The 26205-nt window shown below is 71.8% G+C and carries 23 protein-coding genes and 1 pseudogene; 8 read left to right on the top strand and 16 right to left on the bottom strand.

Features of this window, described 5'->3' with window-relative positions; all coding sequences use genetic code 11:
- Nucleotides 1–79: 79 nt before the first annotated feature.
- Complete coding sequence (locus Bra3105_RS14210; protein WP_200502492.1) at nucleotides 80–1021, bottom strand: phosphoglycerate dehydrogenase; 942 nt, start codon at nucleotides 1019–1021, stop codon at nucleotides 80–82.
- 22 nt (nucleotides 1022–1043) lie between these two features.
- Here Bra3105_RS14210 and Bra3105_RS14205 point away from each other — a divergent pair, with 22 nt between their 5' ends.
- Nucleotides 1044–2909, top strand: a complete 1866-nt coding sequence (locus Bra3105_RS14205) for an alpha/beta hydrolase (RefSeq protein WP_228357366.1) — start codon at nucleotides 1044–1046, stop codon at nucleotides 2907–2909.
- Nucleotides 2910–2936: 27 nt separating this feature from the next.
- Here the strand turns inward: Bra3105_RS14205 and Bra3105_RS14200 are convergent, their stop codons facing one another.
- Entirely contained in the window at nucleotides 2937–3791 is an 855-nt protein-coding gene (locus tag Bra3105_RS14200) for a sulfurtransferase (RefSeq protein WP_228357365.1), read from the bottom strand.
- Nucleotides 3792–3827: 36 nt separating this feature from the next.
- Between Bra3105_RS14200 and Bra3105_RS14195 the strand changes: the two genes are divergently transcribed.
- A complete protein-coding gene (locus Bra3105_RS14195) occupies nucleotides 3828–4691 on the top strand; it encodes an NAD(P)-dependent oxidoreductase (RefSeq protein WP_228357364.1) in 864 nt (287 codons plus the stop codon).
- 64 nt (nucleotides 4692–4755) lie between these two features.
- Here the strand turns inward: Bra3105_RS14195 and Bra3105_RS14190 are convergent.
- From Bra3105_RS14190 to Bra3105_RS14170, 5 genes and pseudogenes are all read right to left on the bottom strand, one after another.
- Nucleotides 4756–6399, bottom strand: a pseudogene (locus Bra3105_RS14190) (FAD-binding dehydrogenase).
- Nucleotides 6400–6479: 80 nt separating this feature from the next.
- Nucleotides 6480–6788, bottom strand: coding sequence for a hypothetical protein (locus Bra3105_RS14185; protein WP_228357363.1), 309 nt, complete (start codon nucleotides 6786–6788; stop codon nucleotides 6480–6482).
- Between the two features lie 12 nt (nucleotides 6789–6800).
- Nucleotides 6801–8234 carry a TFIIB-type zinc ribbon-containing protein gene (locus Bra3105_RS14180; protein ID WP_228357362.1) on the bottom strand — a complete coding sequence of 478 codons (1434 nt, stop codon included), beginning with the start codon at nucleotides 8232–8234 and terminating at the stop codon, nucleotides 6801–6803.
- A 162-nt stretch (nucleotides 8235–8396) separates the two neighbouring features.
- On the bottom strand, nucleotides 8397–9725 hold the full coding sequence (locus Bra3105_RS14175; RefSeq protein WP_228357361.1) for an SPFH domain-containing protein: 1329 nt from the start codon (nucleotides 9723–9725) through the stop codon (nucleotides 8397–8399).
- A gap of 176 nt (nucleotides 9726–9901) precedes the next feature.
- Nucleotides 9902–10501: a short chain dehydrogenase gene (locus Bra3105_RS14170; protein ID WP_228357360.1), complete on the bottom strand. Its 600-nt coding sequence runs from the start codon at nucleotides 10499–10501 to the stop codon at nucleotides 9902–9904.
- Between the two features lie 445 nt (nucleotides 10502–10946).
- Between Bra3105_RS14170 and Bra3105_RS14165 the strand changes: the two genes are divergently transcribed.
- Nucleotides 10947–11864 carry an FRG domain-containing protein gene (locus Bra3105_RS14165; protein ID WP_228357359.1) on the top strand — a complete coding sequence of 306 codons (918 nt, stop codon included), beginning with the start codon at nucleotides 10947–10949 and terminating at the stop codon, nucleotides 11862–11864.
- 113 nt (nucleotides 11865–11977) lie between these two features.
- On the opposite strand, the gene Bra3105_RS14160 is transcribed toward Bra3105_RS14165, so the two are convergent.
- Nucleotides 11978–13798 (bottom strand): ABC transporter ATP-binding protein, encoded by a 1821-nt coding sequence (locus Bra3105_RS14160; protein WP_228357358.1) that lies wholly within the window; start codon nucleotides 13796–13798, stop codon nucleotides 11978–11980.
- A 111-nt stretch (nucleotides 13799–13909) separates the two neighbouring features.
- Here Bra3105_RS14160 and Bra3105_RS14155 point away from each other — a divergent pair, with 111 nt between their 5' ends.
- Nucleotides 13910–14764, top strand: coding sequence for an arylamine N-acetyltransferase family protein (locus Bra3105_RS14155; RefSeq protein WP_228357357.1), 855 nt, complete (start codon nucleotides 13910–13912; stop codon nucleotides 14762–14764).
- Nucleotides 14765–14836: 72 nt separating this feature from the next.
- Here Bra3105_RS14155 and Bra3105_RS14150 read toward each other — a convergent pair whose 3' ends face one another.
- Nucleotides 14837–15475 (bottom strand): TetR/AcrR family transcriptional regulator, encoded by a 639-nt coding sequence (locus tag Bra3105_RS14150; protein ID WP_228359667.1) that lies wholly within the window; start codon nucleotides 15473–15475, stop codon nucleotides 14837–14839.
- A 102-nt stretch (nucleotides 15476–15577) separates the two neighbouring features.
- Here Bra3105_RS14150 and Bra3105_RS14145 point away from each other — a divergent pair, with 102 nt between their 5' ends.
- A complete protein-coding gene (locus Bra3105_RS14145) occupies nucleotides 15578–16405 on the top strand; it encodes a sugar phosphate isomerase/epimerase family protein (RefSeq protein ID WP_228357356.1) in 828 nt (275 codons plus the stop codon).
- Nucleotides 16402–17544 carry a Gfo/Idh/MocA family protein gene (locus Bra3105_RS14140; protein ID WP_228357355.1) on the top strand — a complete coding sequence of 381 codons (1143 nt, stop codon included), beginning with the start codon at nucleotides 16402–16404 and terminating at the stop codon, nucleotides 17542–17544. The genes Bra3105_RS14145 and Bra3105_RS14140 overlap by 4 nt, the downstream gene beginning before the upstream one ends.
- 76 nt (nucleotides 17545–17620) lie before the next feature.
- Here the strand turns inward: Bra3105_RS14140 and Bra3105_RS14135 are convergent, their stop codons facing one another.
- From Bra3105_RS14135 to Bra3105_RS14110, 6 genes are all read right to left on the bottom strand, one after another.
- Nucleotides 17621–17995, bottom strand: a complete 375-nt coding sequence (locus Bra3105_RS14135) for a VOC family protein (RefSeq protein ID WP_228357354.1) — start codon at nucleotides 17993–17995, stop codon at nucleotides 17621–17623.
- Between the two features lie 176 nt (nucleotides 17996–18171).
- Entirely contained in the window at nucleotides 18172–18831 is a 660-nt protein-coding gene (locus tag Bra3105_RS14130) for a response regulator transcription factor (protein ID WP_228357353.1), read from the bottom strand.
- Nucleotides 18824–20029, bottom strand: a complete 1206-nt coding sequence (locus Bra3105_RS14125; protein ID WP_228357352.1) for a sensor histidine kinase — start codon at nucleotides 20027–20029, stop codon at nucleotides 18824–18826. The genes Bra3105_RS14130 and Bra3105_RS14125 overlap by 8 nt, the downstream gene beginning before the upstream one ends.
- A 132-nt stretch (nucleotides 20030–20161) precedes the next feature.
- Nucleotides 20162–20992, bottom strand: a complete 831-nt coding sequence (locus tag Bra3105_RS14120) for an ABC transporter permease (protein ID WP_228357351.1) — start codon at nucleotides 20990–20992, stop codon at nucleotides 20162–20164.
- 62 nt (nucleotides 20993–21054) lie between these two features.
- Nucleotides 21055–21981 (bottom strand): ABC transporter ATP-binding protein, encoded by a 927-nt coding sequence (locus Bra3105_RS14115; RefSeq protein WP_228357350.1) that lies wholly within the window; start codon nucleotides 21979–21981, stop codon nucleotides 21055–21057.
- A gap of 165 nt (nucleotides 21982–22146) precedes the next feature.
- Entirely contained in the window at nucleotides 22147–23250 is a 1104-nt protein-coding gene (locus Bra3105_RS14110) for a DUF998 domain-containing protein (protein WP_228357349.1), read from the bottom strand.
- Nucleotides 23251–23291: 41 nt separating this feature from the next.
- On the opposite strand from Bra3105_RS14110, the gene Bra3105_RS14105 reads away from it, so the two are divergent.
- Nucleotides 23292–24938: an amidohydrolase gene (locus Bra3105_RS14105; RefSeq protein WP_228357348.1), complete on the top strand. Its 1647-nt coding sequence runs from the start codon at nucleotides 23292–23294 to the stop codon at nucleotides 24936–24938.
- 114 nt (nucleotides 24939–25052) lie between these two features.
- Here Bra3105_RS14105 and Bra3105_RS14100 read toward each other — a convergent pair whose 3' ends face one another.
- Complete coding sequence (locus tag Bra3105_RS14100; RefSeq protein WP_228357347.1) at nucleotides 25053–25529, bottom strand: SRPBCC family protein; 477 nt, start codon at nucleotides 25527–25529, stop codon at nucleotides 25053–25055.
- A 192-nt stretch (nucleotides 25530–25721) separates the two neighbouring features.
- Here Bra3105_RS14100 and Bra3105_RS14095 point away from each other — a divergent pair, with 192 nt between their 5' ends.
- Nucleotides 25722–26171, top strand: a complete 450-nt coding sequence (locus Bra3105_RS14095; RefSeq protein ID WP_228357346.1) for a hypothetical protein — start codon at nucleotides 25722–25724, stop codon at nucleotides 26169–26171.
- Nucleotides 26172–26205 lie beyond the last annotated feature (34 nt).

The following is a 26205-nucleotide window of genomic DNA, read 5'->3' as shown; positions in this document are numbered from 1 at the left end:
ACGCGACTCGGGCAGTACGGGCGGACAGCGGAACCCGGGTGACCAGGACCGGGACCGGTGCGCGGAGGGGCGGCCGGGCTCAGCGCGCGGTGGTGTGCAGGATCTCCTCGCCGAGCGTGAGCGAGCGGACATTCCGCGCGATCCGCTCGTCGGCGCCGACGGGGCGTCCGCCCGCGCCGTGGGGCGTGATCAGCAGTCGCGGCGCTCCCCACAGCGGGTCGTCGGCCGGGAGTGGCTCGGGATCGGTGACGTCGATGCCGGCGGCGCCCAGGCGTCCCTCCTCGAGGGCCTCGAGGAGGGCGCTCTGGTCGACGGTCGCCCCGCGTCCCACGTTCACGAGGATCGCGTGGTCCGGCAGGGCGTCCAGGACCTCTCGGCCGACGGCCCCCGCGGTCTCCTGGGAGGCCGGGAGGATGTCGATGAGGACGTCGGTCGACGGCAGGGCGGAGATGACGTCGTCCGCCGCGATGACCTCGAAGCCGGAGCGCTCCCCCGCACTGCGGGCGACCCCACGCACGTGCGCGCCGAGCGCGGCGAGGATCGGGGCGAGGGTCTGCCCGATCTCGCCGAAGCCCCAGATCAGCACGCGGGCGTCGAGCAGGGTGGTGAGGCGGCCTTCGGGATGGAGGGGCTGCAGGCCGCCGAGCTCGCCGGACCACTCGTGGTGCTCCTGGGCGATGCGCGCCTCGGGCAGGCGGCGCACGAGCGTGAGCAGCAGGGCGAGGGCGTGCTCGCTCACGGTGCGCGAGTGCAGGCCGGCGCCGGTCGCGATCACCACGTCCTCGGCGAAGCCCGCGGCGAGGATCCCGTCGACCCCGGCGGCGAGGGACTGCACGAGGCGGAGAGAGCCCAGGTCGCGCGCGGCCGACTCGAGGTGGCGGCGCGAGGAGCCCCAGACCACGAGGACCTCGGCGTCATGGTGCTCGGCGGGGATCGGCTCGCGGGCGTCGACGACGACGGCCTCCCACCCCTCGGGCAGGTCGGGGTCGAGGTCCATCGTGTCCGGCAGCAGGATCTTCATGGACCAAGGCTAGCCTGGGAGCATGCGCATCGGTTCGGCACTCCGCCCCACGCGCGCCGCCTCCCCTCCCTTCTCCTCCGGTTCATCCTCTGCGTCCTCGCGGGGGTCCTCGCGGCGCCTGCTGCACGCCGTCGGGCGCCTCGCCCGCACCCTCCATGCCGACGTCGCCCCGCGCGCGACCCGCCGCATGATCCGCCGCGCCGCAGGGCGCGTGGCGACCACGACCCCGCTGAGCGCCTCGGGCTTCCTGGGCGCGAGCATGGCCGGCTGGATCGCGACCTCGCCGAGCCTGCTGCCGCGCACCTGGTGGATGTGGGCGGCGAACTACGCGCTGTCCACGACCTACGGCTACGCCTCAGGCGTGGTGCTGGGGCGGGCCGGCCGCCTGGCCGTGCGGCGCCTCTCCCATCCCGCGGCGCGCGAGCCCCTGCGCCCCCGGCACCGGGAGATGCTGCGCTGGGGCGGCGCGGCAGCGCTGGTCGGGATCACGGCCTACTCGTGGACGCGCGGCGCGCTGCGGCAGCGGGAGATCAGCGTGCTCGTGCATCGCGAGCCGAAGAACCTCGCCACCCATGCAGTCGGCACCGCGGCGGGACTTGGCATCTTCGCCGCCGTGCTCATGGCCTCGCGCGTCGTCGGCGCCACGGCCCGCCTCTACCGGCTCGTGCTGCGGCCCTACCTGCCGCCGCTCGCCGTCGGCATCGGCTCCGCCTTGCTCACCTCGGCGACGCTCGTGCTCGTGGTCGACCGCCTGCTGCGCGGCCAGGTGATCGAGCGGATGATCGAGCGCGCCGAGCAGGCCAACCGGCTGCTCTCCCCCGACCTGCGGCGCCCCGCCTCCGATCTGGTGTCCGGCTCGATCGCCTCCAACGAGAGCTGGGAGTCCCTGGGCGCGGCGGGGCGGCGCATCGTCTCCTCCGCGGCGAGCGCCGAGGAGATCGCGCAGGCCACGGGCGCGAGCGCGCGCACGCCGATCCGCGTGTACGCGGGCAAGCGCTCGGACCGCACGCTCGAGCAGACCGTCGCGGCCGTGATCGCCGAGCTCGATCGCACGCGCGCCTGGGAGCGGGAGGTGCTCGTGCTGTTCACGGGGACGGGCACCGGGTGGCTGCAGGAGTGGGCGCTGTCCTCGGTCGAGTTCCTCACCGGCGGGGACTGCGCGACCGCCTCGCTGCAGTACTCCGTCTACTCGAGCGCCCTGAACTACGTGCTGGACCGGCGCACCCCGCAGCGCGCAGGACGCCTGCTGTTCGAAGCGGTGCGCGGACGGCTCGATGCCATGGAGCCGCACGCACGCCCGCGATTCTTCGTGGCCGGGGAGTCCCTCGGCTCCTTCGCCGGTCAGGCGGCCTTCGCCGATGCGTCGGAGATGCTCGCGCGCATCGATGGCGCGGTGTGGACGGGGACCCCGGGTTTCACGCCGATCTGGCGCGAGCTCACCGAGGCACGACGCCCGGGCACCCCGGAGATCGCACCGGTCGTCGGCGAGGGCGAGCACATCCGCTTCATCACGGAGCCGGCGGACCTGGAGCGCCCCTTCCACGGCCGCGGACCGGCCTTCGGGCCCTGGCGGGCGCCGCGCGTGGCCTACGTGCAGCACGCCTCTGACCCCGTGGTCTGGTGGCAGCCGTCGCTGCTGGTGCGCAGGCCGGACTGGCTGCGGGAGCGCGTGGGCAGGGACGTCACCGGCGCCGTGGGCTGGGCCCCGTGGATCACCTTCTGGCAGATCGCTGCCGACATGCCGCTGTCGGCCGAGGTCGACGGCGGCCACGGCCACAGCTACCACGAGGAGGTCGTGCTGGTCTGGGCCGCGGTCCTCGGGCTCGACCCGTCGCAGGACCGTTCGCGCATCGTCCGCGCGATCCGCGAGCGCATCGCGGAGGCGTGAGGGCGGGGCGCAGAGGAGGCTGCGGGATCACTCCCCGGTCGCGACCTCGCGGCGCGCGTCGGCGCTCCACTGCGACCAGGAACCGGGGAACAGTCGGGCGCCGGTGAAGCCGGCGCGTTCGAGGGCGAGCAGGTCGTGGGTCGCGGTGACACCCGAGCCGCAGTAGACGATGATCTCGTCCGTCTCGCCCACGCCGGCGGCCGCGAAGCGCTCGCGCAGCGCCTGCGGGTCGAGGAAGCGCCCGTCGGCCCCGACGTTCCCCGCGAACGGGACGTTGATCGCGCCGGGCACGTGACCCGCGCGCGGGTCGATCGGTTCGGTGTCCCCGCGGAACCGCTCCGGCGCGCGGGCGTCGATGACGACGGAGCCGGGGCGGCCCGCGACGGCCTCGACCTCGTCGGCGCTCGCGGTGACGTCGCTCCCCCACGGCCTCGGGGTGAAGGCGGCCGGGCCCGGTGCGAGAGCATCGGTCGAGAGCTCGCCGCCGTCGGCCGTCCAGGCGGCGAGGCCGCCGTCGAGCAGCGCCGCCTCGACGCCGAGCGCGCGCAGCATCCACACCAGGCGGGAGGCCTGCGAGCCGTCGGTGTCGTCGAGGGCGAGCACGGTGTCGCCGTCGCCGATGCCGGCCGCACCGAGCGCCGCGGCGAAGTCCGCGGGATCCGGCAGCGGATGGCGTCCGGCCTCGGGCCGCGCGGGGGCGGCGAGGGCGGTGCCGAGATCGATGTACACCGAGCCGGGCACGTGCCCGGCCAGGAAGGTCGAGCGGTCCTTGGACCCGTCGAGCGCCCAGCGCACCTCGGCGACCCGCACCCCGGGCTGCGCGCGCAGCGTGCGGAAGCGTTCGACGTCGATGACCGGAGGCAGGGCGGGTGCGGGACTCATGGAGGCCACTCTAGGAGCAGTGACAGACTGGTGGGCATGAGGATCGCATTCCTGGGCACCGGACGGATGGGCACCGAGCTTGCCCTGCAGCTGCTGGGCGCTGGCCACGAGCTCGTGGCCTGGAACCGCACCCGCGAGCGCACGCGGATCGTCGAGAAGGGCGGGGCGCGCGTGGTCGACGTGCCCGAGGAGGCCGTCGACGGCGCGGACGCGGTGGTCACAAGCCTGTTCGGCCCCGACACCGTGCGTGAGGTCGTCACCGGGCCCGGACTGGTCCCGGACGGGGTGACCTGGGTCGACACCACGACCGTCTCCCCCGCGGACGCCGACGAGTTCGCCGCCACCGTCCCCACCTATGTCGCCGCGCCGGTCGTGGGCACGCTGGGCCCGGCCCGCAAGGGCTTGCTCGGGGTCTATGTCGGCTCGTCCGATGCGGACCGCCGCGCGCAGGTCGCCGACCTCGTCGCCCCGTGGGCCGATCCCGATCGCCTCGTCCAGGTCGGCTCGGGCCGCGAGGCCTCGACCGGGAAGCTGCTGGCGAACCTCGCCCTCGCGGTGAGCGCGCAGGGGCTCAAGGAGGCCCTCGCCCTCGGTGCCGCATGCGGCGTCTCCGAGGAGGCGACCCTGGACATGCTGGGCTCGACGGGCCTCGCGTTCATCGCCGGCATGAAGGGCCCGTTCGTGCGCGGCGAGCGCTCGACCGAGGGCGGCGACTTCACGGTCGACGCGATCGCGAAGGACGCCCGCCTCATGCTCGACACGATGGGCGCCGACGGGGCCGACGGGGCCGACCTTCCCGCCCTCCGCGCGGCGCTCGAGTCGCTCGAGGTCCAGCAGCGCGCGGACCGCGGCGAGCACGACTTCTCGGCGATGTTCGTGCACGGGGACTCGGAGAGCTGAGCGGACGTCGGGACGCCGGAAGCTTGGGTCGTCGGGGAATCGGCGATCCGACGACCCCCGGGGCTCAGCCCAGCTCCTGAGCGATCCCCCGTCCGGCCTGTCGGCCCGAGAACAGACACCCGCCCAGGAAGGTTCCCTCGAGCGCCGAGTTCCCGTGGTAGCCGCCGCCTCCGAAGCCGGAGGCCTCGCCGGCGGCGAACAGTCCGTCGAAGGTGCCGCCGCCGGCCGACGGGGCGCGCTGCACGCGTCCGTCGAGGTCGGTCTCCAGGCCCCCGAGGGTCTTGCGCAGCAGCACGTGCAGGCGCACCGCGATCAGCGGGCCGGCCGCGGGATCCAGCAGGCGGTGCGGGGCCGCGGTGCGGATGAGCCGGTCGCCGACGTAGCGGCGAGCGCCGCGGATCGCGGTGATCTGGGTGTCCTTCGCGAAGGGGTTCACGACCTCGGCGTCGCGGGCGCGGATCTGCGTCTCGAGGCGCTCGGCGTCCACGAGATCCTCGCCCACCAGGGCGTTCATCTTCTGCACGAGGCCGGGCACGTCGCTCGCGGTCACGAAGTCCTCGCCGCGGTCCAGGAAGGCCTGCACGGGCGGCGGTGCACCCGGCCGCACCCTCCCCAGCACCGCGCGCAGGTCCTTGCCGGTGAGGTCGGGGTTCTGCTCGCTCCCGGAGAGCACGAACTCCTTCTCGATGATCCGGCGGGTGAGCACGAACCACGAGTGCTCGCCGCCGCGCTCGCGCAGGATCCGCAGCGTGCCCGTGGTGTCGAAGCCGGGATAGGCGGGAGCGGGCAGCCGCTCCCCGCGCGCGTCGACCCACAGCGACTAGGGGCCGGGGAGGATGCGGATGCCGTGCCCCTCCCACACGGGGTCCCAGTTCCTCAGCCCCTCGGTGTAGTGCCACATGCGGTCGGCGTTGATCCAGTGCGCGCCCGCGTCGCGCGCCATCACCATGCCGACGCCGTCGACGCTCGCCGGCACGCCGCGCACGACGTCCCGGGGCATCGTGCCCAGGCGCTGCGGCCACAGCTCCCTCACCAGGTCGGGGTTGCCGCCGATGCCTCCGCCGGCGAGCAGCACGGCGCCGGCCCGGGCCTCGAACCCGCCCGTCGGCCGACGGGTCGAGGCGACGCCGCGGGGAGTCGCGTCGGCCTCGAGGACGTGCCCGTGCACCCCGACCGCGCGCCCGTCCTCGACGATCAGCGCCTCGACGTCGTGGCGGGTGCGCAGGCGGATCCGCCCGCTCTCGCGGTGCGCGGCGAGGCGTCGCAGGAACGGCTCGAGCACGCCGGGGCCGGTGCCCCAGGTGCCGTGGAAGCGGGGCACGGAGTTGCCGTGGCCCTCGGCGGTGCCGTCGCCGCGCTCGGCCCAGCCGACGACGGGGAAGAACCGCACGCCCATCCCGTGCAGCCAGGCGCGCTTCTCCCCCGCGGCGAAGCGCAGGTAGGCCTCGGCCCATGCGCGGGGCCAGTGGTCCTCGGGCCGCTCGAAGCGCGCGGAGCCCATCCAGTCCTGGTGCGCCAGCGCGAGGGAGTCGCGGATCCCCAGTCGGCGCTGCTCGGGGCTGTCGACGAGGAACAGGCCGCCGAAGCTCCAGTGCGCCTGCCCGCCGAGGTCCGCCATCCCCTCGCGCTCGAGCAGGAGGACGTCGTGGCCGGCGTCGGCGATCTCGCAGGCGGCGACGAGCCCCGAGAGCCCGGCGCCCACGACGATCGCGTCGGCCGCAGTGGGAGACGGGGCCGGACTCTCGGCGGCAGTCGGAGCGGGAGTCGGGACAGTGTCGGTCCGGGTGCTCACTTCACGTCCATCCGTCCTACCCGGGTCAGCGGGTCGTCCTGGTTCGCGCCCGACATCGTGGCGCTGCGCTGTCGGTTCTTGTCGCCGACGCGGTGGTCGAAGGCCTGGAGGTTGCCGACCTGGATGTCGGTCTCGCGCTCGAAGCCGAAGCGCTTGTCCTTGTTGCGGTAGTAGCGGTAGATGCCGCCGTAGATCGCGCCGAACACGGCCGGCCCCACGACGAACGGGAGCGCGAGGGCGAACAGCCCGCCCTCGGAGCTGCCGCCGTCGGCCAGCAGCACCTGCGCCGCGAGGATGGTGTCCATGGCCTGCTCCTCTCAGAATCCCCGGGTGAGGAAGACTCCCCAGCCCACGACCGCCGCGGCGGCGGTCGCGACCGCGCCGCCCGCGCAGGCCAGGCTGAAGATCCGCGGATGGGACACGGGGACGGACCCCATGGTCTTGCCGGTGCGGCCGTTGACCGCGATGTAGTGGACGTAGCTGCCCTTCGACGTCTGCTGGTAGTAGCTGTAGAGCCACACCGGGACGTACATCGTGATCCAGCGGGTGCCGCGGATCGCGACGCCCTCCCGCTCCCAGCGCACGCCGCGGTCGTACTGGGCGATCGTGGGGCGCGCCTTCTCACGGGCGATGGTGAGGAACTTGTCCTCGACCCGCTCGTCGAGGTCGTCGATGTCCAGGTCGCGGCGCTCGGAGGTGAAGCCCGAGAGGTAGTTCGGGTTGAACACGAGCGCTTCGCGGGTGTCGTACGGCTGGACCGCGTCGAGGATGTAGTTCGTCGCGGCCGAGGAGTCCGTGCGGTCGTACTGCCGCGACGAGCCCGCGGTCAGGTCGTTGACCAGCACGTCGAAGCTGCGGCCGAGCTCGTGGACGCTCGCGTCCCAGTACCGCTCGGACACCGTCTGGTCCTTCCCGACGCGACGCTGGACCGTGTAGGTGCGGGTGGTGATCTCGCCGGTGCCGCGCAGGTCGGTGTGCAGATTGCCGTCCACGACCATGTAGGGCATGTAGACGCCCTTGACGTTGTCCGGCACGAACTCCTTGACGAAGGTGCGGTTGGCGAAGGTGCGGCGGGAGTCGACGAACGTCTTGATCTGCTCGACCGCCTGCTCGCGGGTGAGCGTGAAGGGCAGCACCGCGTCCGGGACGGCGCCGTTGGGGATCTGATGGTTGATCGAGAGCACCTGGCGGCACCAGTGGCAGCGGGCCTGCAGGGTCTCGTCCGACTTCACCACGACCTCGGCGCCGCAGCCCTGGCACTTGATGGTGACCATCGATTCCCCGGCCTGGACGTCCTGCGCGCCGGAGGCGACGTTCTCGCCGCGCAGCTCCTGGATCGGGGTGTCGAGGTGGAAGGCCTTCTCGGCGTTGCCCTCGTTCCACTGGTTGCGGCAGTAGTCGCAGACGAGGGAGCGCGACTCGATCCGGTAGTGCACGTCCGACGAGCCGCAGCGCGGGCACTTGTCCAGGCCGTGGCTCTTGCCGCGATCGGTGTCGATGATCCGGTCGCCCGAGGTCGCCTCGTCGATCACGTCCCGGACCTGCTCGGCGGGATCAGCAGGATCGGCGGGCTGGGCGGGGCCGCCGGGCTGGCCGGGGCTGCCGGGCTGGGTGGGAGACGGCGGCTGCGTCGATGCAGGCGCCGTGGCCTGGGCGTGGGCCGACGGCGACTGGGGCGCTTGCTGCGGCGTCACCTGCTGGGGCACCGACTGCGGGGGCATCTGCTCGGGCGCCGGCTGTGGAGGGGGCACCTGCTGTCGCGGGTCCTGTTCCGGGAGTCTCTGCGGCGGCTTCTGGGCAGGCAGCTGCCCCGCGGGTCCCATGGGACGCGCGGGGTCACCGGGCTGCTGGCTCATCGCGGGGCTTCCGTGGTGGGGTCTCGTGAGGTGCGGGGCGGCCGACGGGGCGCCGGGTCAGAGCCCCAGCGCCTTCTTCTTCGCCGCGTCGTAGTCCTCCTGCGAGATCAGCCCCTGGTCGAGCATCTGCTTGTACTGGCCGAGCTTCGCCACCGGATCGTCGGCCGCAGGGGCGCCGGCCGCGGCGGGGGCCGCATCTGCCGAGCCCTGTCCCTCGGCGGGCTGGGCGTTCTGCTGCTGGCCCTGCTGGGGCTGAGCCTGCTGGCCCTGCTGGGGCTGAGCCTGCGCACCCTGCTGGCCCTGCTGCTGCCCCTGCTGCCGGCCCTGCTGGTTCCCGAAGTTCAGCCCGGGAGGGGTCTGCTGCTGCGAGGGCTGGACGATCCCGCCGGTGGCGTTCATGCCCATGCCCATCATCGCCAGGCCCGCTCCCCCGCCGTTCTCGCCGGCGCCCTGGACGCCGCGGGCCACGGCCTGGTTCATGAAGGACTGCGAACGGTTGCCCGAGAGGGCGTCGGCCTTCTGGACGTCGTTGAGCAGGGCGCGGGTGTTCTGGTCGTACTCGATGGAGGCGATCGCGACCTTGACGATCGCCAGGCCGCGGTCGCTGGACCAGCGGTAGTCCTCCTCGACGACGGCCGCGAGGGACTGCGCGAAGCCGACGGCGTCGGACTGGATCCGGGTGATGCGGTTCCCCTTGTCGGGGTCGTTCGTGTACCGGGAGAAGGCGGCGGCGAGCGAGGAGACGACCTCGCGGAACAGCTGGTTGCCCGCAGGATTGTCGGGATCCGAGAAGTCGAAGACTCCGGCGTTCTCCGTGATGAACGAGGCGGGGACGTAGTTGTGCACGAACAGCAGCGGGTCAAGGATCCGCATCGTGTACGAGCCTCGGGCCAGCGCCCCGACCTGGGCGTTGAGGTAGGCGTCGTCCCAGTAGATCTCGGACTGGGTGCCGAAGCGGTTGTCCGGGATCTCCTTGAGGTTCACGAAGAACGCGAGCTGCTGGGAGGTGGGGCGGCCGCCGAACTTGAAGCGCTCCCAGCTCATGCCGACGGTCGAGGACATGATGTCGTCGCCCGCGAAGACGGACTTCGAGTCGGGCGCATCGCCCTGGAACTCGTAGCCGCCGGCCTCGGTGATGAAGCCGGTCGCCTTGCCGTCGAGCACGGTGACCAGCCCGTAGCCCTCGGGGACGAGGATGCGCGAGCCGTTCGAGATGATCGACTGCGAGCCGCGCACGTTCGAGCCGCGACCGGCGTTGGTGCCGCGCGGGACTGCGGGGAACAGGGCCGCCGTCGCCGGGAGCCCGTCGGGCACCGTGAGGAAGTCCTTCCACTGATCGGCGAACATGCCGCCGATGGCGCCCTTGAATGCCTGGATGAAGCCCATGCTGATCTCCTTCGTCCCCCGGGAGGCTGGTCGTCATGTGATGCGGACCATGCTATCGATCGCCCTGGAGGCGAGCTGTGGGGTTCCCGAAGAAGGACCTGTGAGCGAGCGTCCGGCCCCGGGCCGGGCACTCGTGACGAATGCCCGGCCCGGCCCCGTGAGAGCCGCAGACCGGATCAGACGGAGAAGATCTGGCCCGTCTCCACGCCGTCGACCGAGCGCACGACCGCGCGGGCCGCCTCGGCCACGGGCGTCTGCGGGAAGCCGGGGAAGCTCGAGTGGTAGCCGGTGGCCTCGGCGATGACGCTGGGGCTGACGGTGTTGATGCGGATGCCGCGCGGCAGGCCCACGGCCGCGGCGATCGCGAAGGAGTCCAGGGCGCCGTTGGCCACCGACGCCGCAGCGCCGGTCTCGATGGACTCCGCGGAGAGCACACCGCTGGTCAGGGTGAACGAACCGCCGTCGCGCACGTGGGCGGTGCCGACGGTGACGAGGGCGATCTGGCCGAGCGTCTTGTCCGCGACGCCGTCGCGGAAGTCGCCGAGAGTGAGCTCGGCGAAGGGCTTGAAGGCGACGACGCCGGTGGTCGAGACGACCGCGTCGACGTCACCGATGCGCTCGAAGAGGGCCTCGATCGAGGCGGGGTCGGTGAGATCGACCCGCTCGCCGCTGCTGCGCGAGGCGCGGATGACCTCGTGGCCGGCGGCTTCGAGGGCCGAGGCCACCTCCGATCCGATGAGCCCGCCTGCTCCGACGACGAGGATGCGCTTGGTCATGGTGATGTCCTTCCTGGGCCCGCGCGCGGCGGGCCGGCATGTGGTGACGAAGGGATCCGGTCGCCCGGAACGGGGATCCGCAGGCGGAGTGCGTCGAACGACCCCGTGCCGCTCCAATTCCTCAAAGATCGCGCTCGTGGCATTGCGTCTCGAGTGATCTTGAGTCAGCAGGCGGTGCGAAACCTGCTACTGACGAACCTACCTCTCGCAGGTCATCGCGTGATGCGCGAATCGTGTGCGGACCACACACAGCTCCGGTTCAAGCGGCACCGGCCACGGGTCGAGACCCAGCCCTCAAGCATCGAACAGGCTACCGCTCAGACCTGGGATCAGCGATCACCGGACATGCCGGAAAACGCCGCTAGGCTCAACAATCGGGCCCGCCGAAAGCCTGACGAGCTCGAAGCAGGCAAGCCGTCACGCCACTCGACCCAAGGTCCACCCCATGAATCAAGTGAAGTCCACACAGGATCCCATCGGGATCTGGCCTGCCGACCTAGTGTTCGACCCAGTCTCCACACTCAACGTCGACCCAAACGAAATAGACCTGTCTCAAAAGAACGCTCAATTGGATACTTGCCGAGCGATAATTAACGCCATTGGGGGCGTCACTGTGCGCGGCCCCAGAGACGGCGTCCGCTGGCGCGGCCAAGGAAGCCTATCCCATCGCGTCGAGTCCACCGCGACTAGAAGAGGCATCCACGGGCAAGAACTCGTGAACCACGAACGCGAGATGCTCGATACCGCTAGAAGGCTCGGCATGGACAACGCCCAACATCTAGGGGATTGGGAGATTCTTGCCCGATTGCGGCACAGTGGCGCAACAAACAGACTAATAGATGTAACCACGGATCCATTCGTGGCGTTATACATGCTTTGCGATCCCACAGAACACGCCCAGAGCAGAGAACAAGACGGTGCCCTCGTCGCGGTCACGATGACTTCTTTGACTAAAATCAAGAGGCCATGGGATCTCGAGTCTTACAATGAAATGATCCAGAAGGGCGACCGGGTCGCACTGCTGTTCTCAACACCCCCCATTGACCCAAGGATCGCGGCGCAGCGCGGAGCATTCATTCTGTCGAGCGACCCAGTACCGGCTTCAGAAGAACCCACGAACGAGTTGATGAGCGCGGAAAAGCCACCCTCTTGGACGAAACAAAATCTGGACCGCATGTGCGGGACTGACCTGATACTCGGCAAGAGGGGTCGACGTCAAGAGCGATTCCCCAAGCTGTTTGCGATTCGCATTCCTTGGCAGGCGAAGCAGCCGCTCACGGAAATGCTAGAAAACCACTTCGGATACACCCGGGAGACCATCTATCCCGACTGGGCAGGGTTGGCAAACTCTTTCAGCCGTTAGCCTGGCACTCCGCTCATGCCCCCACTCCTGCCTAGTCTTCCGACAACGTCATCACACGCCGTTTCAACAGCATCTTGGATGCAAGTTTCGGGCGCTTTATCCCACCATCGCCCTCACGCGCGGAAGCCGAACCTCGCGAGGTCCTTCTTCCGGCCCGAGTCCTGCAGGGAGAGCAGCTCGGCGTAGATGCCGCCGGAGGCCGCGAGGACCTCGGGCGTGCCGATCTCGTCGACGTGCCCGTCGCGCAGGGTGACGATCCGGTCCACGCTCGCGATCGTCGAGAGGCGGTGGGCGATGATCAGCGAGGTGCGGCCGGCCATGAGCTCCTCGAGGCCCGCCTGGACCTGGCGCTCGGCCTTGGTGTCCAGGGCGGAGGTGGCCTCGTCGAGAACGAGGACGGGGGCGTCCTTGAGCATCGCGCGGGCGACGGCGATGCGCTGGCGCTGCCCGCCGGAGAGCCGCAGCCCGCGCTCGCCGATCACGGTGTCGTAGCCGCCGGCGAAGCGCTCGATGAAGCGGTCGGCGTTGGCGCGGCGGGCCGCCTCGCGGATCTCCTCGTCGCTCGCATCGGGACGGCCGTAGGCGATGTTCTCGCGGATCGTGCCGGAGAACAGGGCTGCGTCCTGGAAGACCACGCCGACCTCGCGTCGCAGCTGCCCCAGCGGGAGCTCGGAGAGCGGATGGCCCGCCACGTCGACGCCGCCCGTGCGGGTCTCGTAGAGCCCGAGCAGCAGGTTCACGATCGTGGACTTGCCGCCGCCGGACTCCCCCACGAGCGCGACCTTCTCGCCGCGCGCGACGTCGAAGGAGATGCCGTGCAGCACATCCTCGCCGTTCTCATAGGCGAAGCGGACGTCGTCGAAGGCGACCATGGGTGCGCCGGCGATAGGCGCGGGCAGCTGCTCGGGCTCGACCCCGTCGGCCCCGCGGGCCGCGGCGACGTGCGGGGTGCGCGGGTCCACCGGGGTCTCCATGACGCGGAAGTAGTCGCGCGAGCCCGCGATCGCGCGCTGCGAGGAGTCGATGACCCAGCTCATCGACTGCACGGGGTCGCGGGCCATGTTCATCAGCTGGATGAGCAGGACCATCTGGCCCAGGGAGAACTGGCCGCGGGCGGTGAGCACGAAGATGATCGCGTAGATCGCGAAGAAGATGAGGTTCAGGACGCCGCGGCGCAGCACGTCCATCCGGTGCCAGTGCGCGGATTGCTGGGCGGTGAGGTCGTCGGTCGCCTCGAAGCGGCCGCGGAAACCGTCGAGCTCGGAGCGCTCGCGCACGAAGGACTTCACGACGCGGATCTGGCCGATGACCTCGGCGAAGCGACCGCCCGCGAGGTCGACCTGCTCGTTCTTGGCGCCCTCGAGCTTCTGCCACTTCTTCGAGGTCAGCGCGGTCAGCCACACGTAGACGGGGAAGATGATGAGCAGCAGCACCGCGAGGGGCCAGAAGTAGAACGCCGAGATGCCCAGGACCGCGAAGGTCGTGATGAGCATGGTCGCGAAGGAGTTCGAGAAGGTCTTCGCGAAGTTCGAGACCTCGGCGATCGAGCGGTTCAGCCGCGAGACGATCGTGCCGGTCAGCTCGGTGTCGAACCAGCGCTGCGGCAGGGCGAGCAGCTTGTCGAAGTAGCGCACCGAGAGGATCGTGCGCAGGCGGTTGCTCATGCGGTCGCCGTAGTAGCCGCCGAGGTTGGACAGCAGCGTGTTGGCGAGCTCGGCGACCAGCAGCGCGAAGGCGAGCCACAGCACCGTGCGGGTCGCCGCGCCCGCGCCGGTCCGGCCGCCGACGGCGTCGGTGACGACGTCGGTCGCGTGCCCGATGATGAACGGGACGGCGAGGCCGGTCAGCGCGGTGACGACCGAGCACAGGATGATGAGGAGATAGAGCGGGGTCAGCTCACGGGTGAAGCGCACGATGCGCAGGAGGGACGACACCGGTTCAGCCTAGGTGCCGCGCTCCTCCGAGGGCTTGGCGCTCCGCTACCAGCGAAGCTCCGGACTGCGCGGGGCGCTCTCGTCCACGCACCCGGCCCCTAGGCTGGCCGGATGACCCGCGGCACGATGACGCCTTCGCCCGATCCCTGGCACGTCGCCGACATCGACGTCGATCTCCACCTCGAGCTTCTCGGGCTCGAGCGCTCGGAACCGGACTTCACTCTGCTCGCCGAGCTCCATCGCCGGCACGTGCACACGTTCCCGTTCGCGAACGTGGACGTGCTCCTGGGCGATCATCCCGGGGTGTCTCCCGCGACCGTGTCCCGTCGGCTCCTGGTCGAGCGCACCGGCGGATACTGCTTCGAGCACGCCCAGCTGTTCGCCGCGACGTGCGAGTCCCTCGGGTTCACGGTCATCCGACGCCTGGGACGCGTGCACAGCCCGGACAACACCCGCACCCACATGGCCATCGAGGTGCAGCTCGAGGGAGTGAGGATGCTCTGCGATCCCGGTTTCGGACTCTCGATCACGGAGCCGATACGGATGTCCGACGGCGCCGTGCGGCACGAGGCCCACGGCGAGTACTCACTGCACCGCGGAGCGGCAGGCGGCACGGAGACCTGGGAGCTGCGTCGCGGGGACAGCACAGCCCACGTGATCGACACCCTGCCCATCGTGCCCGTCGACGTGCGCGGCGGCCATGTGATCACGTCGCAGGACCCGGAGTCCGGCCCCTTCACCCATCGCCTGATCGTCTCGAGGTTCACGGACGAGGGCCACCTGAGCCTCGCGGACACGGCTCTGACCATCCGACGGAAGGGCGACCCCACCGAGCGTCGCCACCTCACTCCCGCACAATCGGTGGATGCCGCCCGGGACCTCGGCGCTTCCATGACCCCGGACCGGGCCACGGCGCTGCGCCGGCTCCTCGAGCAGAACGCCGGCGAAGAGGCCTTCGCGAGCTGAGGGGAGCTCAGTTCCGCGGCTCATGGCAGCGGCTCATGGCGCAGACCGGGGACAGCGCGATATGCAGGCGGGTCAGGGTCGGGGCTCCAGCAGCGCGTGGAACGCGCTCAGGGTCCCCTCGAGCTCGATCTCCGGCTCCAGAAGCCACTGGATCTGCAGGCCGTCCGAGGCTGCGATGAGCAGCGCCGCGATCTGCGCGGCGTCGACGTCGGCGCGCAGCTGACCGGCCTCCTGCTCGGCGCGCACCTGGGCCTCGAGCGCCACGCGCAGATGCGCGAAGCGCGAGGTGAAGTACTCCTTGGCCTCGGTCGAGCGCGCCTCGAGGGAGGCCGCGACGAGCGTCGAGTAGAGCTGCACGAGTCCCGGGACCTCGAGGTTCTGGACGGCCGACTGCACCATCACGTCCACGGCCGACGAGGGCTCGGGCAGGTTCGGATCGTCGTCCCGGGCCGCCTCCGCATGCGCGTAGACAGCCACCAGCAGCTGCTCGAGGGAGTCGAAGTAGTGGCGCAGGGCAGCGTGGGAGACGCCGATGGCCTCGGCGATGCGGCGCAGGGACGTGCCGTCGGCCCCGCGCTCGCGGAAGACCTCGATGGCGCGATCGAGGATCTGGCGACGCCGCGCCATGCCCTTGGCGTAGGCGCCGGGCCGACCGATGGTCGCCTGGTCCTCGAGCGGCGCCCCGGCCTCCTCGTCGTGCCCCGTGGTCATCATGTCCCGCACCCTACCGCCCCAAAACCTCCAGGCGGTACTTTTCGTGCTAGCGTGACGCCGTACGCACCCGATCATCACCGAACAGGAAAGAAGGGCACCGTGGCTCTCCCCCTCGGCTCCGTGCAGCTGTACACCCTCGCTCAGCAGTTCTCCGACGACATGGGCGGCTCCCTCGACAAGCTCGCCGCGATCGGCCTGAAGAACGTCGAGGCCTTCGACTTCGTGCGCCGTCCCGCGGAGATCCGCGCCGCGCTCGACGCGAGCGGCCTCGCCTCCCCGACCGGCCACGCGCCGCTGCTCTCCGATGAGCTGTGGACGCCGGACGGCTCGATCCCGACCCCCGCCAACGAGGTCGTCTTCGAAGCCGCGCAGCAGATCGGCATGACCACCGTCATCGATCCCTTCGTGCCGGTGGACCGCTGGCTCACCCAGGACGGCGTGAAGGACATCGCCGAGCGCCTGAACGCCGCCGCCGAGACTGCGAAGGCCTACGGCCTGAGCGTCGGCTACCACAACCACGCCCAGGAGTTCCTCGCGAGCTTCGAGGGCAGGACCGCCTACGAGTACATGGTCTCCCTGCTCGACCCGAGCGTCGTCATCGAGCTCGACCTGTTCTGGGCGATCGTGGGCGGGCAGAACCCGACCGAGCTCGTGCGCTCGCTCGGCGACCGCCTCGTCGCGGTCCACGTGAAGGACGGCGTCCCGCCGCAGGGCAACCCCTTCGCGCCCGACGCCCCCGACTTCGACTCGGCGAGCCTGGACCAGCGCCATCCCGGCGAGGGCGAGGTGCCCACCGAGGACGCTCTCAAGGCCGCCGGCGACTCCCTGAAGTACGCCGTCATCGAGTACGACAACACCCCCGGAGACGTCTTCGAGGACGTCGCCGCCAGCTACGCGTTCCTGCGCGACGGAGGCTTCATCGCATGACCACCCCCAGCACCACCGGCAGCCCGATCGGCGTCGGCTTCATCGGCGTCGGCGTCATCTCCGACACCTACCTGGAGAACCTGGGCTCGTTCCCCGACGTCGAGGTCCTGATCCTCGGCGACCTCGACGTGGAGCGCGCGAAGTCCCAGGCCGCCAAGCACGGCGTGCCCGCCGCCGGCACCGCCCAGGACGTCCTGGACCACCCGGGCGTGCAGGTCGTCGTGAACCTGACGATCCCGGCCGTGCACGCCGAGGTCTCCGCGAGCGCGATCGCCGCCGGCAAGCACGTGTGGACCGAGAAGCCGCTGGGCCTGGACCGCGAGTCCACCGCACAGCTGCTCGTGGATGCCAAGGCCAAGGGTCTGCGCGTGGGCTGCGCCCCCGACACGGTGCTGGGCCCCGGCTTCCAGACCGCCAAGCGCGAGATCCTCAAGGGCACCATCGGCACCCCGCTGTTCGCCCAGACCTCCATGCAGTGGCAGGGCCCCGAGGTCTTCCACCCGAACCCCGGCTTCCTCTTCGCCAAGGGCGCGGGCCCGCTGCTGGACATCGGCCCGTACTACATCACCGCCCTGGTGAGCCTGTTCGGGACCGTGGACAAGGTCGCGGCGATGGGCCTGCGCGCCCAGCTCGAGCGCACCATCCAGGTGGGCGACCGCGCCGGGGAGACGTTCCCCGTCGAGGTGCCCTCCACCCTCTCGCTGCTCACGAGCTTCGAGGCCGGGCAGCAGGCGAACTCGCTGGTCAGCTTCGACTCGCCGCTCGCCCGCCAGGGCATCGTCGAGATCCACGGCACCGAGGGCTCGATCTTCCTGCCGGACCCGAACATGTTCGAGGGCGCGATCTCCTACGTGAAGCCCTTCGAGTCCTTCGGGGAGGCCCCGCCCGCGCAGGAGCGCATCGAGATCCCGCAGGAGGGCGTGGTCACCGGCCGCGGGCTGGGCCTGCTGGACATGGTCCGCGCGATCGCCGAGGACCGCCCGCACGTCGCGAGCGGCGAGCTGGGCTACCACGTCCTGGACGTCATGCTCTCGGCCGAGGAGTCCGCCGCGAGCGAGGAGTTCGTGACCGTGAAGAGCTCGGTCTCCGAGGTGCCGACGGTCCCCGTCGACTTCGACCCCTTCGCGTCCACGATCTGACCGACGCCAGCGCAGGAGGCCGGGCGACGCGCGTTCGCGCGTCGCCCGGCCTCCTTCTGCGTCCGTCCTCAGCGGATCAGAGGTATGGACGCGTGATGAGCTCCAGATAGTGCCCCGAAGGGTCCAGGAGATAGACGCCTCGGCCTCCGTGCTCCGTATTGATCTCTCCGGGACGGGTCCTCGTGTGATCCGCCCAGTGCTCGCGCCCGCTCGCGCGGATCGAGGCGAGAGCGCGATCGAAGTGCTCGTCGTCCAGCAGATACGCGTAGTGCTGGGGCGGGAAGTCGATCGGCGGATCAGCGAACTGGAGCAGCACGCCGCCGCCGATGGTCAGGTTCTGGAACACGCCCCAGGAAGGGGCCTCCTCCGCTTCCAGCAGGTCGCGGTAGAAGTCGGCGAGCCCCTTGGGGTCGCGAGTGGCGATGATGGTGTGGTTGAAGTGCGCGGTCATGGTTCTCCTCGGTCGGTGCGCGGGGTCGGGTGGTTCGACGTCGTGCGCACGACGGGAGGAGCGCGGATCAGGGACCGACCAGGTCGCCTGTCCGGGAGCGGCCGCTGCGGGCCTGACTGGTCATCATCGCCGCTGACCCTACGGCGGCTACTCCGGCCTGTCCATGCCTCGTCCCGCTACAGCCACCCGTTGTCGGTCGCGCGGCGCACGGCCTCTGCGCGATTGCCGACGCCCAGCTTCCCGATCGCGCTCGAGACGTGGTTGCGCACCGTCCCCTCGGAGAGGAACACGCGGGCGGCGACGTCGGCCGTCGAGCCGCCGTGTGCGCAGGCGCGCAGCACCTCGGTCTCCTTCGCCGAGAGCGGGTTCGGGCCCGCGGCCAGCGACTGCGCGGCGAGCTCGGGGTCGACCACGCGCAGGCCCTGGTGGACGCGGCGGATTGCGTCGACGAGCCGTTCCACGGGGGCGTCCTTGACCATGAAGCCGTCGGCCCCCGCCTCGAGGGTGCGGCGCAGGTAGCCGGCGCGGCCGAAGGTCGTGAGCACGACGATCCGGGTGCCGGAGCCCTGGAGGCGCTCGGCGACCTCGAGGCCGTCGGCCGGGCCGCTCGCGCCGTCCGCGCCGGTGCCCGCGGGCATCTGGACGTCCAGCAGCAGCACGTCGGGCCGGTGCTCGGAGACGACGGCGAGCGCTCCGGCGCAGTCCGCGGCCTCCCCGACCACCTCGATGTCGGCCTCCAGGCGCAGCAGCGCCGCGAGGCCCGAGCGCAGCATCGCCTGGTCATCGGCCAGCGCGATGCGGATCGACCCAGCGGGGGCGGCGGACGCGTCAGGCATGGTGGGCTCCTTCGTCGAGCGGTCGCCGGGCGGGCGCGAGCCGCGCCGTGATCACGGTCCCCGCGCCCTCCCCGTCGGAGATGACCTCGAGCTCTCCCCCGCCCTCTTCGACGCGGCGCGCGAGGCCGTCGAGGCCCGAGCGGGCACGATCGCTCGGGATGCCCACGCCGTCGTCGGCGACGCTCGCGCTGTCCTCGTCCACGCGGATGGTGCAGCGGGTCGCGCGGGAGTGGCGCACCACGTTGGTGACGCCCTCGCGGATCACGTAGCCGAACAGCTCGGCGCGCTCATCGTCGAGCTCGGGCAGGGCCGCGGGGACGTCGGCCTCGATCCCAGCGGCGGTCAGCACGCTGCGGGCCGAGGCGATCTCCGTGGCCGCGCGGACCTCCTGCATGCCGCTCACGGTCGCGCGGACGTCGGCCAGGGACTGGCGGGAGATCCGCTCGACCTCGGCCATCTGGGCGTGCGCGGCCTCCGGATCGGAGGCCAGCAGGCGCTGGGCGAGCTGCGAGGAGACGGTGATGGTGGTGAGCGAGTGGCCGAGGATGTCGTGGAGGTCCCGGCCGATGCGCTCGCGCTCGGCGGCGACGGCGAGGACGGCGTTGCGCTGCTCGGCCTGCGCGAGCCGCTCGGTGAGGATCTCGCGCTCGATCCCGTAGCCCACGCCCAGGGAGATCATGAGGCCGACGAGCGCGAGGATGATCGCGATGTACTCGCCGGTGAGCACCGCGACGAGGCACACCGCGAGGGTGAGCGGGAGGATCACCACGCGGGCGGTGCGCCAGGGCAGCGCGATGGTGTGCGCGATCTGCACGAACATCACCATGTACAGGACGTTCACGCCGATCGCGGGGACGAACAGCGCGATCAGCGCCCAGACCACGCCGATGTAGGCGTACCCGACGCTCGGACCGTAGGCCTTGACCCCGGGCAGGTAGAGGAAGACCGCGCTGAAGGCGAGCGCGAGCGCGATGATCGCCGCCGCGTGGAGCACGCTGGGCTGGTCGAACGCCGGGATGATGACGAACAGCATGAACAGCAGCGACGGTGCCGTGTAGAACATCGCGCCGGAATCGATCGCCGCCCGGTGCAGCCCACGCAGGGTCCGCGGATGCTTCTCGTCGCAGCGCTCGATAGGCGGTGCGGTGGCACCGGCGGGGCCGTGGCGTGCGAAGCCGGTCAGTCGTGTCCGCGCCATGGTGCTCCCCCTCCTCGCGGGCTGTTCAGCGATTCTTCCAGCATTCCTCGCTCCTCCGCACCGACATCCGTCCGACGGTCCCCGACGGTCCGGCGGTCCCGGTCCCGATGGCTCGGGACCGCCGGCGGCCGCTCAGCGTCGCGAGGCGGAGCGGGCGGCACGGCCCAGCAGCAGGGCGGCGATCACCGCGAGGCCGAGGGTCCAGGCGGCGAGTGTCACCGCGCCGCGCATCGGGAAGTCCTCGCCGATGATGCCCCAGGTGCCCAGCTCGCCGACCCAGTAGGTCGGGGTGAAGCGGGAGATGGTCTGCAGCCAGCTCGGGAACATCTCGTAGGGGAACCAGAGGCCGCCCGCGACGGCGAGCAGCATCATGCCGATGGTGGTCGCGGCGCCGACGGCGCTGGGCTTCAGGGCGAGGCCGACGACGAGGCCCAGCAGGACCAGCGGCAGCATGCCGATCCAGAGGGCGAGCAGCGAGCGCACGGCCTCCAGGGCGTCCAGGTGGATGCCGGCGACGAGCGCGCCGGCGAGGTAGACGCCGATCAGCGCGGGCAGGACGATGACCATCGCAGCGACCATCTTGCCGATCACGAAGCTGCGGGGGGTGAGGCCCGCGACCATGAGCTGGCGCAGCCATCCGTTGGTACGCTCGAGCTGGATGATCGCGCCCGCGTTGATTGCGGCGCCGAGCCCGCCGTAGGCGGCCATGCGCACCATGATGAAGGTGCCCACGGTGTCACCGCCCTGGCCGATGGCCTCCTTCCCGAAGATCTCGTTGAACATGAGGAACATGAGGATCGGCAGGGCGACCGTGAAGAACAGGAACATGCCCTTGCGCAGGGTCGTCGAGGTCGACGAGAGCGCGAAGCGGACGGTGCGGCGCGTCTGGCTCGCAGGGGCTCCGCGGCCGACGCTCGGTGAGGCGGCGGTGGCCGTGGTGGTGAGTGCTGGTGCGGTGGTCATGACGTCTCCTGGCGGGTGAGGGCGGGACTTGCGGAGCGAGCGGGACGGGTGGGGCGGCGCGCTCAGTGGGAGGTGAGGGCGAGGAACGCGTCCTCGAGGCTCGGGGTGGTGACCTCGACGTCGTGCGCCCGCGGCAGGTCCTCCCCGGTGAAGAGGCCCCGCAGGGTGGCGTCGGAGTCGGAGGTGGCGAGCCGCAGGCGGCCGTCGTCGAGCATGTCGACGCTGGTCACGCCCTCGAGGTGAGCGAAGGGCTCGGCGGCCGCAGGGTCGGGCACGCGCAGGGTGATCGCGCGTCCGCCGATGCGGGCGCGGATCTGGGCGCCCGTGCCGTCGGCGACGATGCGACCGGCATCCATGACGACGACCCGGCCGGCCTGCTGGTCGGCCTCCTCGAGGTAGTGGGTCGCGAAGACGATGGTGCGTCCGTCGGCGGCGACGTGGCGCATGCGCTCCCAGAAGCGTCGACGGGTCTCGACGTCCATCGCGACCGTGGGCTCGTCCAGCAGGATGACCTCGGGGTCGGGCAGCAGCGCGAGCGCGAAGCGGACCCGCTGGGCCTCGCCTCCGGAGAGCTTCGAGGTGCTGCGGCGCAGCAGGGAGGAGATGTCGGCCCGCTCGATGACGTCGTCCAGGGGCAGCGGGTGCGCGCAGACCCCGGCGACGAGGTTCAGCATCACGCGCACCGGGGTCTCCTCGAGCAGGGCGCCGTTCTGGAGCATCGCGCCGACCAGGCCGCGGCGCGCCGCCTCCGTGGGCGCGGCGCCGCAGATGCGCACCTCACCGGCGTCCGGGTTCGCGAGCCCGAGCATCATCTCGGTGGTCGTGGACTTGCCGGCCCCGTTGGGCCCCAGCAGCGCGAGGATCTGTCCCCGCGGGACGGTGAGGTCGAGGTCGTCGACGGCGGTGAGGGAGCCGAAGGTCTTGGTGAGGCCGCGGCAGTCGATGGCGGGGTCGACTGCGGGGGCGGGATCTGGAGTCGTCGCGTTCATGGCTCCAGCCTCCGCCGCGCCGTGCCCGCGCTCCCATCGGGCGCCGTCACGTCCCTCCCGTGACAGCTGTCATGGAGCCGGTGCAGGACTCGGTCCGCGGCGGGCACGTTCAGTCGGCGGCCGGGTCGGTCGGCGGCGGGGACGCCCGGTCCGCTGCGGGCAGGCTCAGTCGGCGGCCGGCAGGCTGCGCTCCGCTGCCGCCACGGTGCGCACGAACAGCACGAGCCAGGTCATGACGGTCGTGGCCGCCCCCATCTCGAAGGCCGTGAGGCCCAGGTAGCCCACCCCCTTCCAGAGCACGAGCAGGACCATCAGCGCGATGATCACGCCCACGGTGACCGCCAGGAAGCTGCCCGGCAGGCGCCGGAACAGCATGGGGAATCCGACGAGGGCCGCCGCGAAGACCAGGACGATGCTCTGAGCAGCGGCATCGTGCCAGGTGCGCTCGGCGTCCACGGGGATGAGGGCGACGGCGATCACGAGCACCCCGAGGACGATCAGCGCCAGGCGCACGATGGTCGCCGGGGTGCGGGTCTGGCCGGTCGCCCGGCACCAGAGGGCGACGTCGTGGCCCACGAAGTCGCCGATCGCAGCGAGCGCGAGGCCCGCGAGCAGCAGGGTGAGGTTGAAGGTGAATCCGTCCCTGCCCGAGCCGAGCGCGGAGAAGTGGTGATGCCACCAGTGGGGGTCGCTCGCACTGAGCGCCGCCGCGAGCGCGCCGGTCACCAGGAACGCGGCCAGCAGCACGGACAGGGCCTCGCTGGTGAGGGCGAGCGCGCTCTCCACGCACGCGTAGGCGCAGGCCGCAGCGGTGATGCCGACCCAGACGGCACCGGTCCAGCGATCCAGCGCGAGTCCCAGGAAGGCCGAGGAGAACACGCCGTACAGGGCGCTGCACAGCAGGAAGGCGAAGACCGCGTGGAGCGCGCCGAGGGCGAGGATGTTCGCCGCGCACCGCACGCGGGAGATCTCCCGCAGCCAGGGCTGGCGGCGCGGGGTGATGGTGAGACCGGCCAGGACGAAGCCGAGCAGGCCGGCGCCCATCCCCGCGTACGCCGCGACCTCGCCGATCGAGCCGCGACCGAACAGGGGCAGGGTCGCGCGCAGCGACACGAGGCCCACGCCGAGCCCGAGGACGGCGGCGCCCGCGGCGCACCACAGTGCGGCGGTCTCGTCGCGGGAGGCCTGCGGAGCGGCGGCGGACGGCGCGGAGTCCCGCGGGGAGGACGGGGAGGGAGCGGTGTCGGGGGCGGTGGACTGCTCGCGCATGCCTCGATTGTCCCCCGCGAGCGGCCGGATAGGCTCGCCGCGTGCTCGTCCGTGATCTGCGCCTGCTGCCGGCCTCCCCCGCGTCCCCTGCTTCACGTGTCTCCCCCGTCTCCCTCCGGATGCGCGACGGGGTGATCACGGAGGTCGGGCCGGACCTCGCGGCGGCCCCGGGCGAGGAGGTCCTCGAGACGGGCGGGGCGCTCGCGATCCCGGGGCTCTGGGACCATCACGTGCACGTGGGGCAGACCGCCCAGGGCTACTCGCGGCTGGACACCTCCGGTCTCGCCTCGGTCGACGAGGTCTTGCGCGAGGTCGCCGCCGCGATCGCCGCGCGACCCGGCGACCGTTCCGGCGCCTTACGGCGGGCCGGCGCTGCGGGCACCGCCGGGCCTGAGGCGCTGATCGGCTTCGGCCACCGGCTCGTGGACATGGCCGGCGATCCGACGGTCGCCGGGCTCGACGCCGTCGCCGGGGAGCTGCCCGTGGTGCTGATCGGCGGCGACGCGCACCACGCGTGGATGAGCTCCGCCGCCCTGCGCGCCCTGGGGCTGCCCCCGCGGCGCGGCATCGTCGCCGAGGACGAGTGGTTCGACGCCGTCGCCCATCTCGACGATCTGCCCGGCGTCGCGGCGCACCTCGAGGCCGGGGTCGCGACCCTGCAGGAGGACGCCCTCGCGCGCGGGATCGTCGGCCTGACGGACATGGAGTGGGCCGACAACGCGTCGCTGTGGGCGCGCCGCGAGGCGCGGATCCGCGTGCGCACGGCGACCTACGCCTCCGGGCTCGACGGGGTCCCGGGGCCGACGGGCACTGCGATCGGGTCCTCGGGGCTCGTGACGATGGGGCCGCTCAAGGTGATCGCCGACGGCTCGCTGGGATCCCGCTCGGCCTACTGCCGCCACCCCTACGCCTTCTCCGGTGAGGCAGGTGCGCACCCGCTCGGCGGCGGCTACGGGGTGCTCAGCCACATGGCCGACGATCTCGCGGCACTGCTCGCCCGGGCCGGCGCGCGCGGCCTCCAGGTCGCCGTCCACGCGATCGGCGATGCCGCGGCCTCGGTGGTCCTGGACGCGCTCGCGGAAGCCGGAACCGGCAGCAGGATCGGGAGCGAGAACAGGAGCGGGAGCAGCGCGATCGCGCTCCGGCCGCGGATCGAGCACGCGCAGCTGCTGGCCGACGAGGACGTGGCGCGGATGGCGGCGCTCGGGGTGGGCGCCTCGGTGCAGCCCGCCCACCTGCTCGACGATCGCGATCCCACGGAGGAGGTCTGGCCGGGCGATGCGCAGCGCTCCTACCGCTTCCGCGACCTGCTCGATGCGGGGGTCGACCTGCTGATGGGCTCCGACTCCCCTGTCGCGCCCGTGGATCCCTGGCTCGCCATGGCGGCGGCGGTGCATCGCAGCGCCGATGCGCGCGAGGCCTGGTTCCCCGCCCAGCAGCTGCAGCCCCTCGAGGCGCTCGCCGCCTCGACCGACGGCGCCGGCGTGCGTCCCGAGGTGGGCGGGCGCGCGGACCTGGTGCTGGTCGAGGATCCGGGCGCGGCCTCAGGCAGTGGGCTCTTCGCCGACGTGCCGCGAGGGGCCGACGGGCTGTTCGTCGAGGCTGCGGCGAGGGAGGCGGCCGCGCGGCTGCACGGGATACGGCCGCTCGCGACGATGGTCGACGGTCGCCTCGCGTTCTCCCGCTGAGCTCGGGCGTCGCCCTGCGCTGCGTCCGTGCGCGGGCCCGTGGGGGCTCCGGGCGCCGTCCCGCACCGCGTCCGGACGTCGGCCCGCGCTGGGTCCGGAGAGGCCGACGCGGGCTCAGTCGCCCTGTTCGAGCAGCGCCGCGAGTCGGTCGATCGAAGCCTGCAGGCTCTCCGTGGTGGTGGCGCGGGCCCGCTCCTCGCGCACGGTGTCGTGGAGGTCGGTCCAGTCGTAGGTGTGGATGACGCGGGTGCGCCCGTCGCCGAGCGGTTCGAGGTCCCAGCGCCACAGGTGACCGGGCGGCTGCTCGCCCTCGGGGGCGGGGAGCCAGGCGATGCGCAGGCCCTCGTCGAAGTCGACCACGTGGTTCTCGCGCACGGCGCCCGTGGTCAGCGTCATCGCGAAGACGTCTCCGATCCCGCGCACGCGCTGGCCGGAGGCCGCCTCGGCGAGGTTGTCGTTGCCGTCCCATGCGGACTGCAGGGCCGGATCGGCGATGTGCTCGAAGATCACGCCCGGGTCGGCCGCGATCACGCGGCTCGCGCTCACCACGCGCGGGGCCGCCTCGGCGGCGTCGGTCTGGGTCTCGTCCATGGTGCACATTCTGCCCTCCGCACCGACCGTCCGGACCCTCGGCATCGACCTGCCGACGTGCCCTGCGTGTCCGCTGTGCACACCATGTCGGCATCTTCCGGGCAAGGGGTCTACAGTGCCGCACTGTGACCCGGGTCGCCCTCCGCGGCGGCCCGCCCGCATCGCAGCCACGACCGGAAGGAGAGTGCCCTCATGGACACCACGGCGGACATCCGCACAGCGACGCAGCCCCTCACCCTCGACCTCTCGAGGCTGCACGGGTACCGGGTGCGCGAGGTCTGCTTCGTGCTCGGCCGGCTGCGGATCCGCTTCGAGTCGCCCACCGGCTCCGTCGAGCAGCCGCTCCTGGAGTGCCTGGTGATGCCCACCATGATGCGCGAGCACGCGATCATCTCCTCCGAGGACGAGCGCTGGGCGGGCGTCCTGCGCTCCCTCATCGGCCAGGACGTCACCGAGACCTACGAGGAGCACGGCATCGGCCTGCGCCTCGAGCTCACGCACGGCTCCCTGCGCATCCACCCGCGCCCCGCCCAGCGGGACGGCACGCCCGTCGCCCGCCTGGGCGAGTTCGGCGACGGCGCGCAGCGCGAGTGGCTCTCCGGCGTGGACTGCTTCGCCGACCTGCACCGCGAGGTGCGCTGAGCCGGGTCGGGCTGGACCTGGCCCGACCGGGCAC

Source organism: Brachybacterium halotolerans subsp. kimchii (assembly GCF_020792675.1).
GTDB lineage: Bacteria > Actinomycetota > Actinomycetes > Actinomycetales > Dermabacteraceae > Brachybacterium > Brachybacterium halotolerans.
The sequence above is the reverse complement of the archived record's forward strand: the minus strand, read 5'-3'. Positions and strand labels throughout refer to the sequence as shown.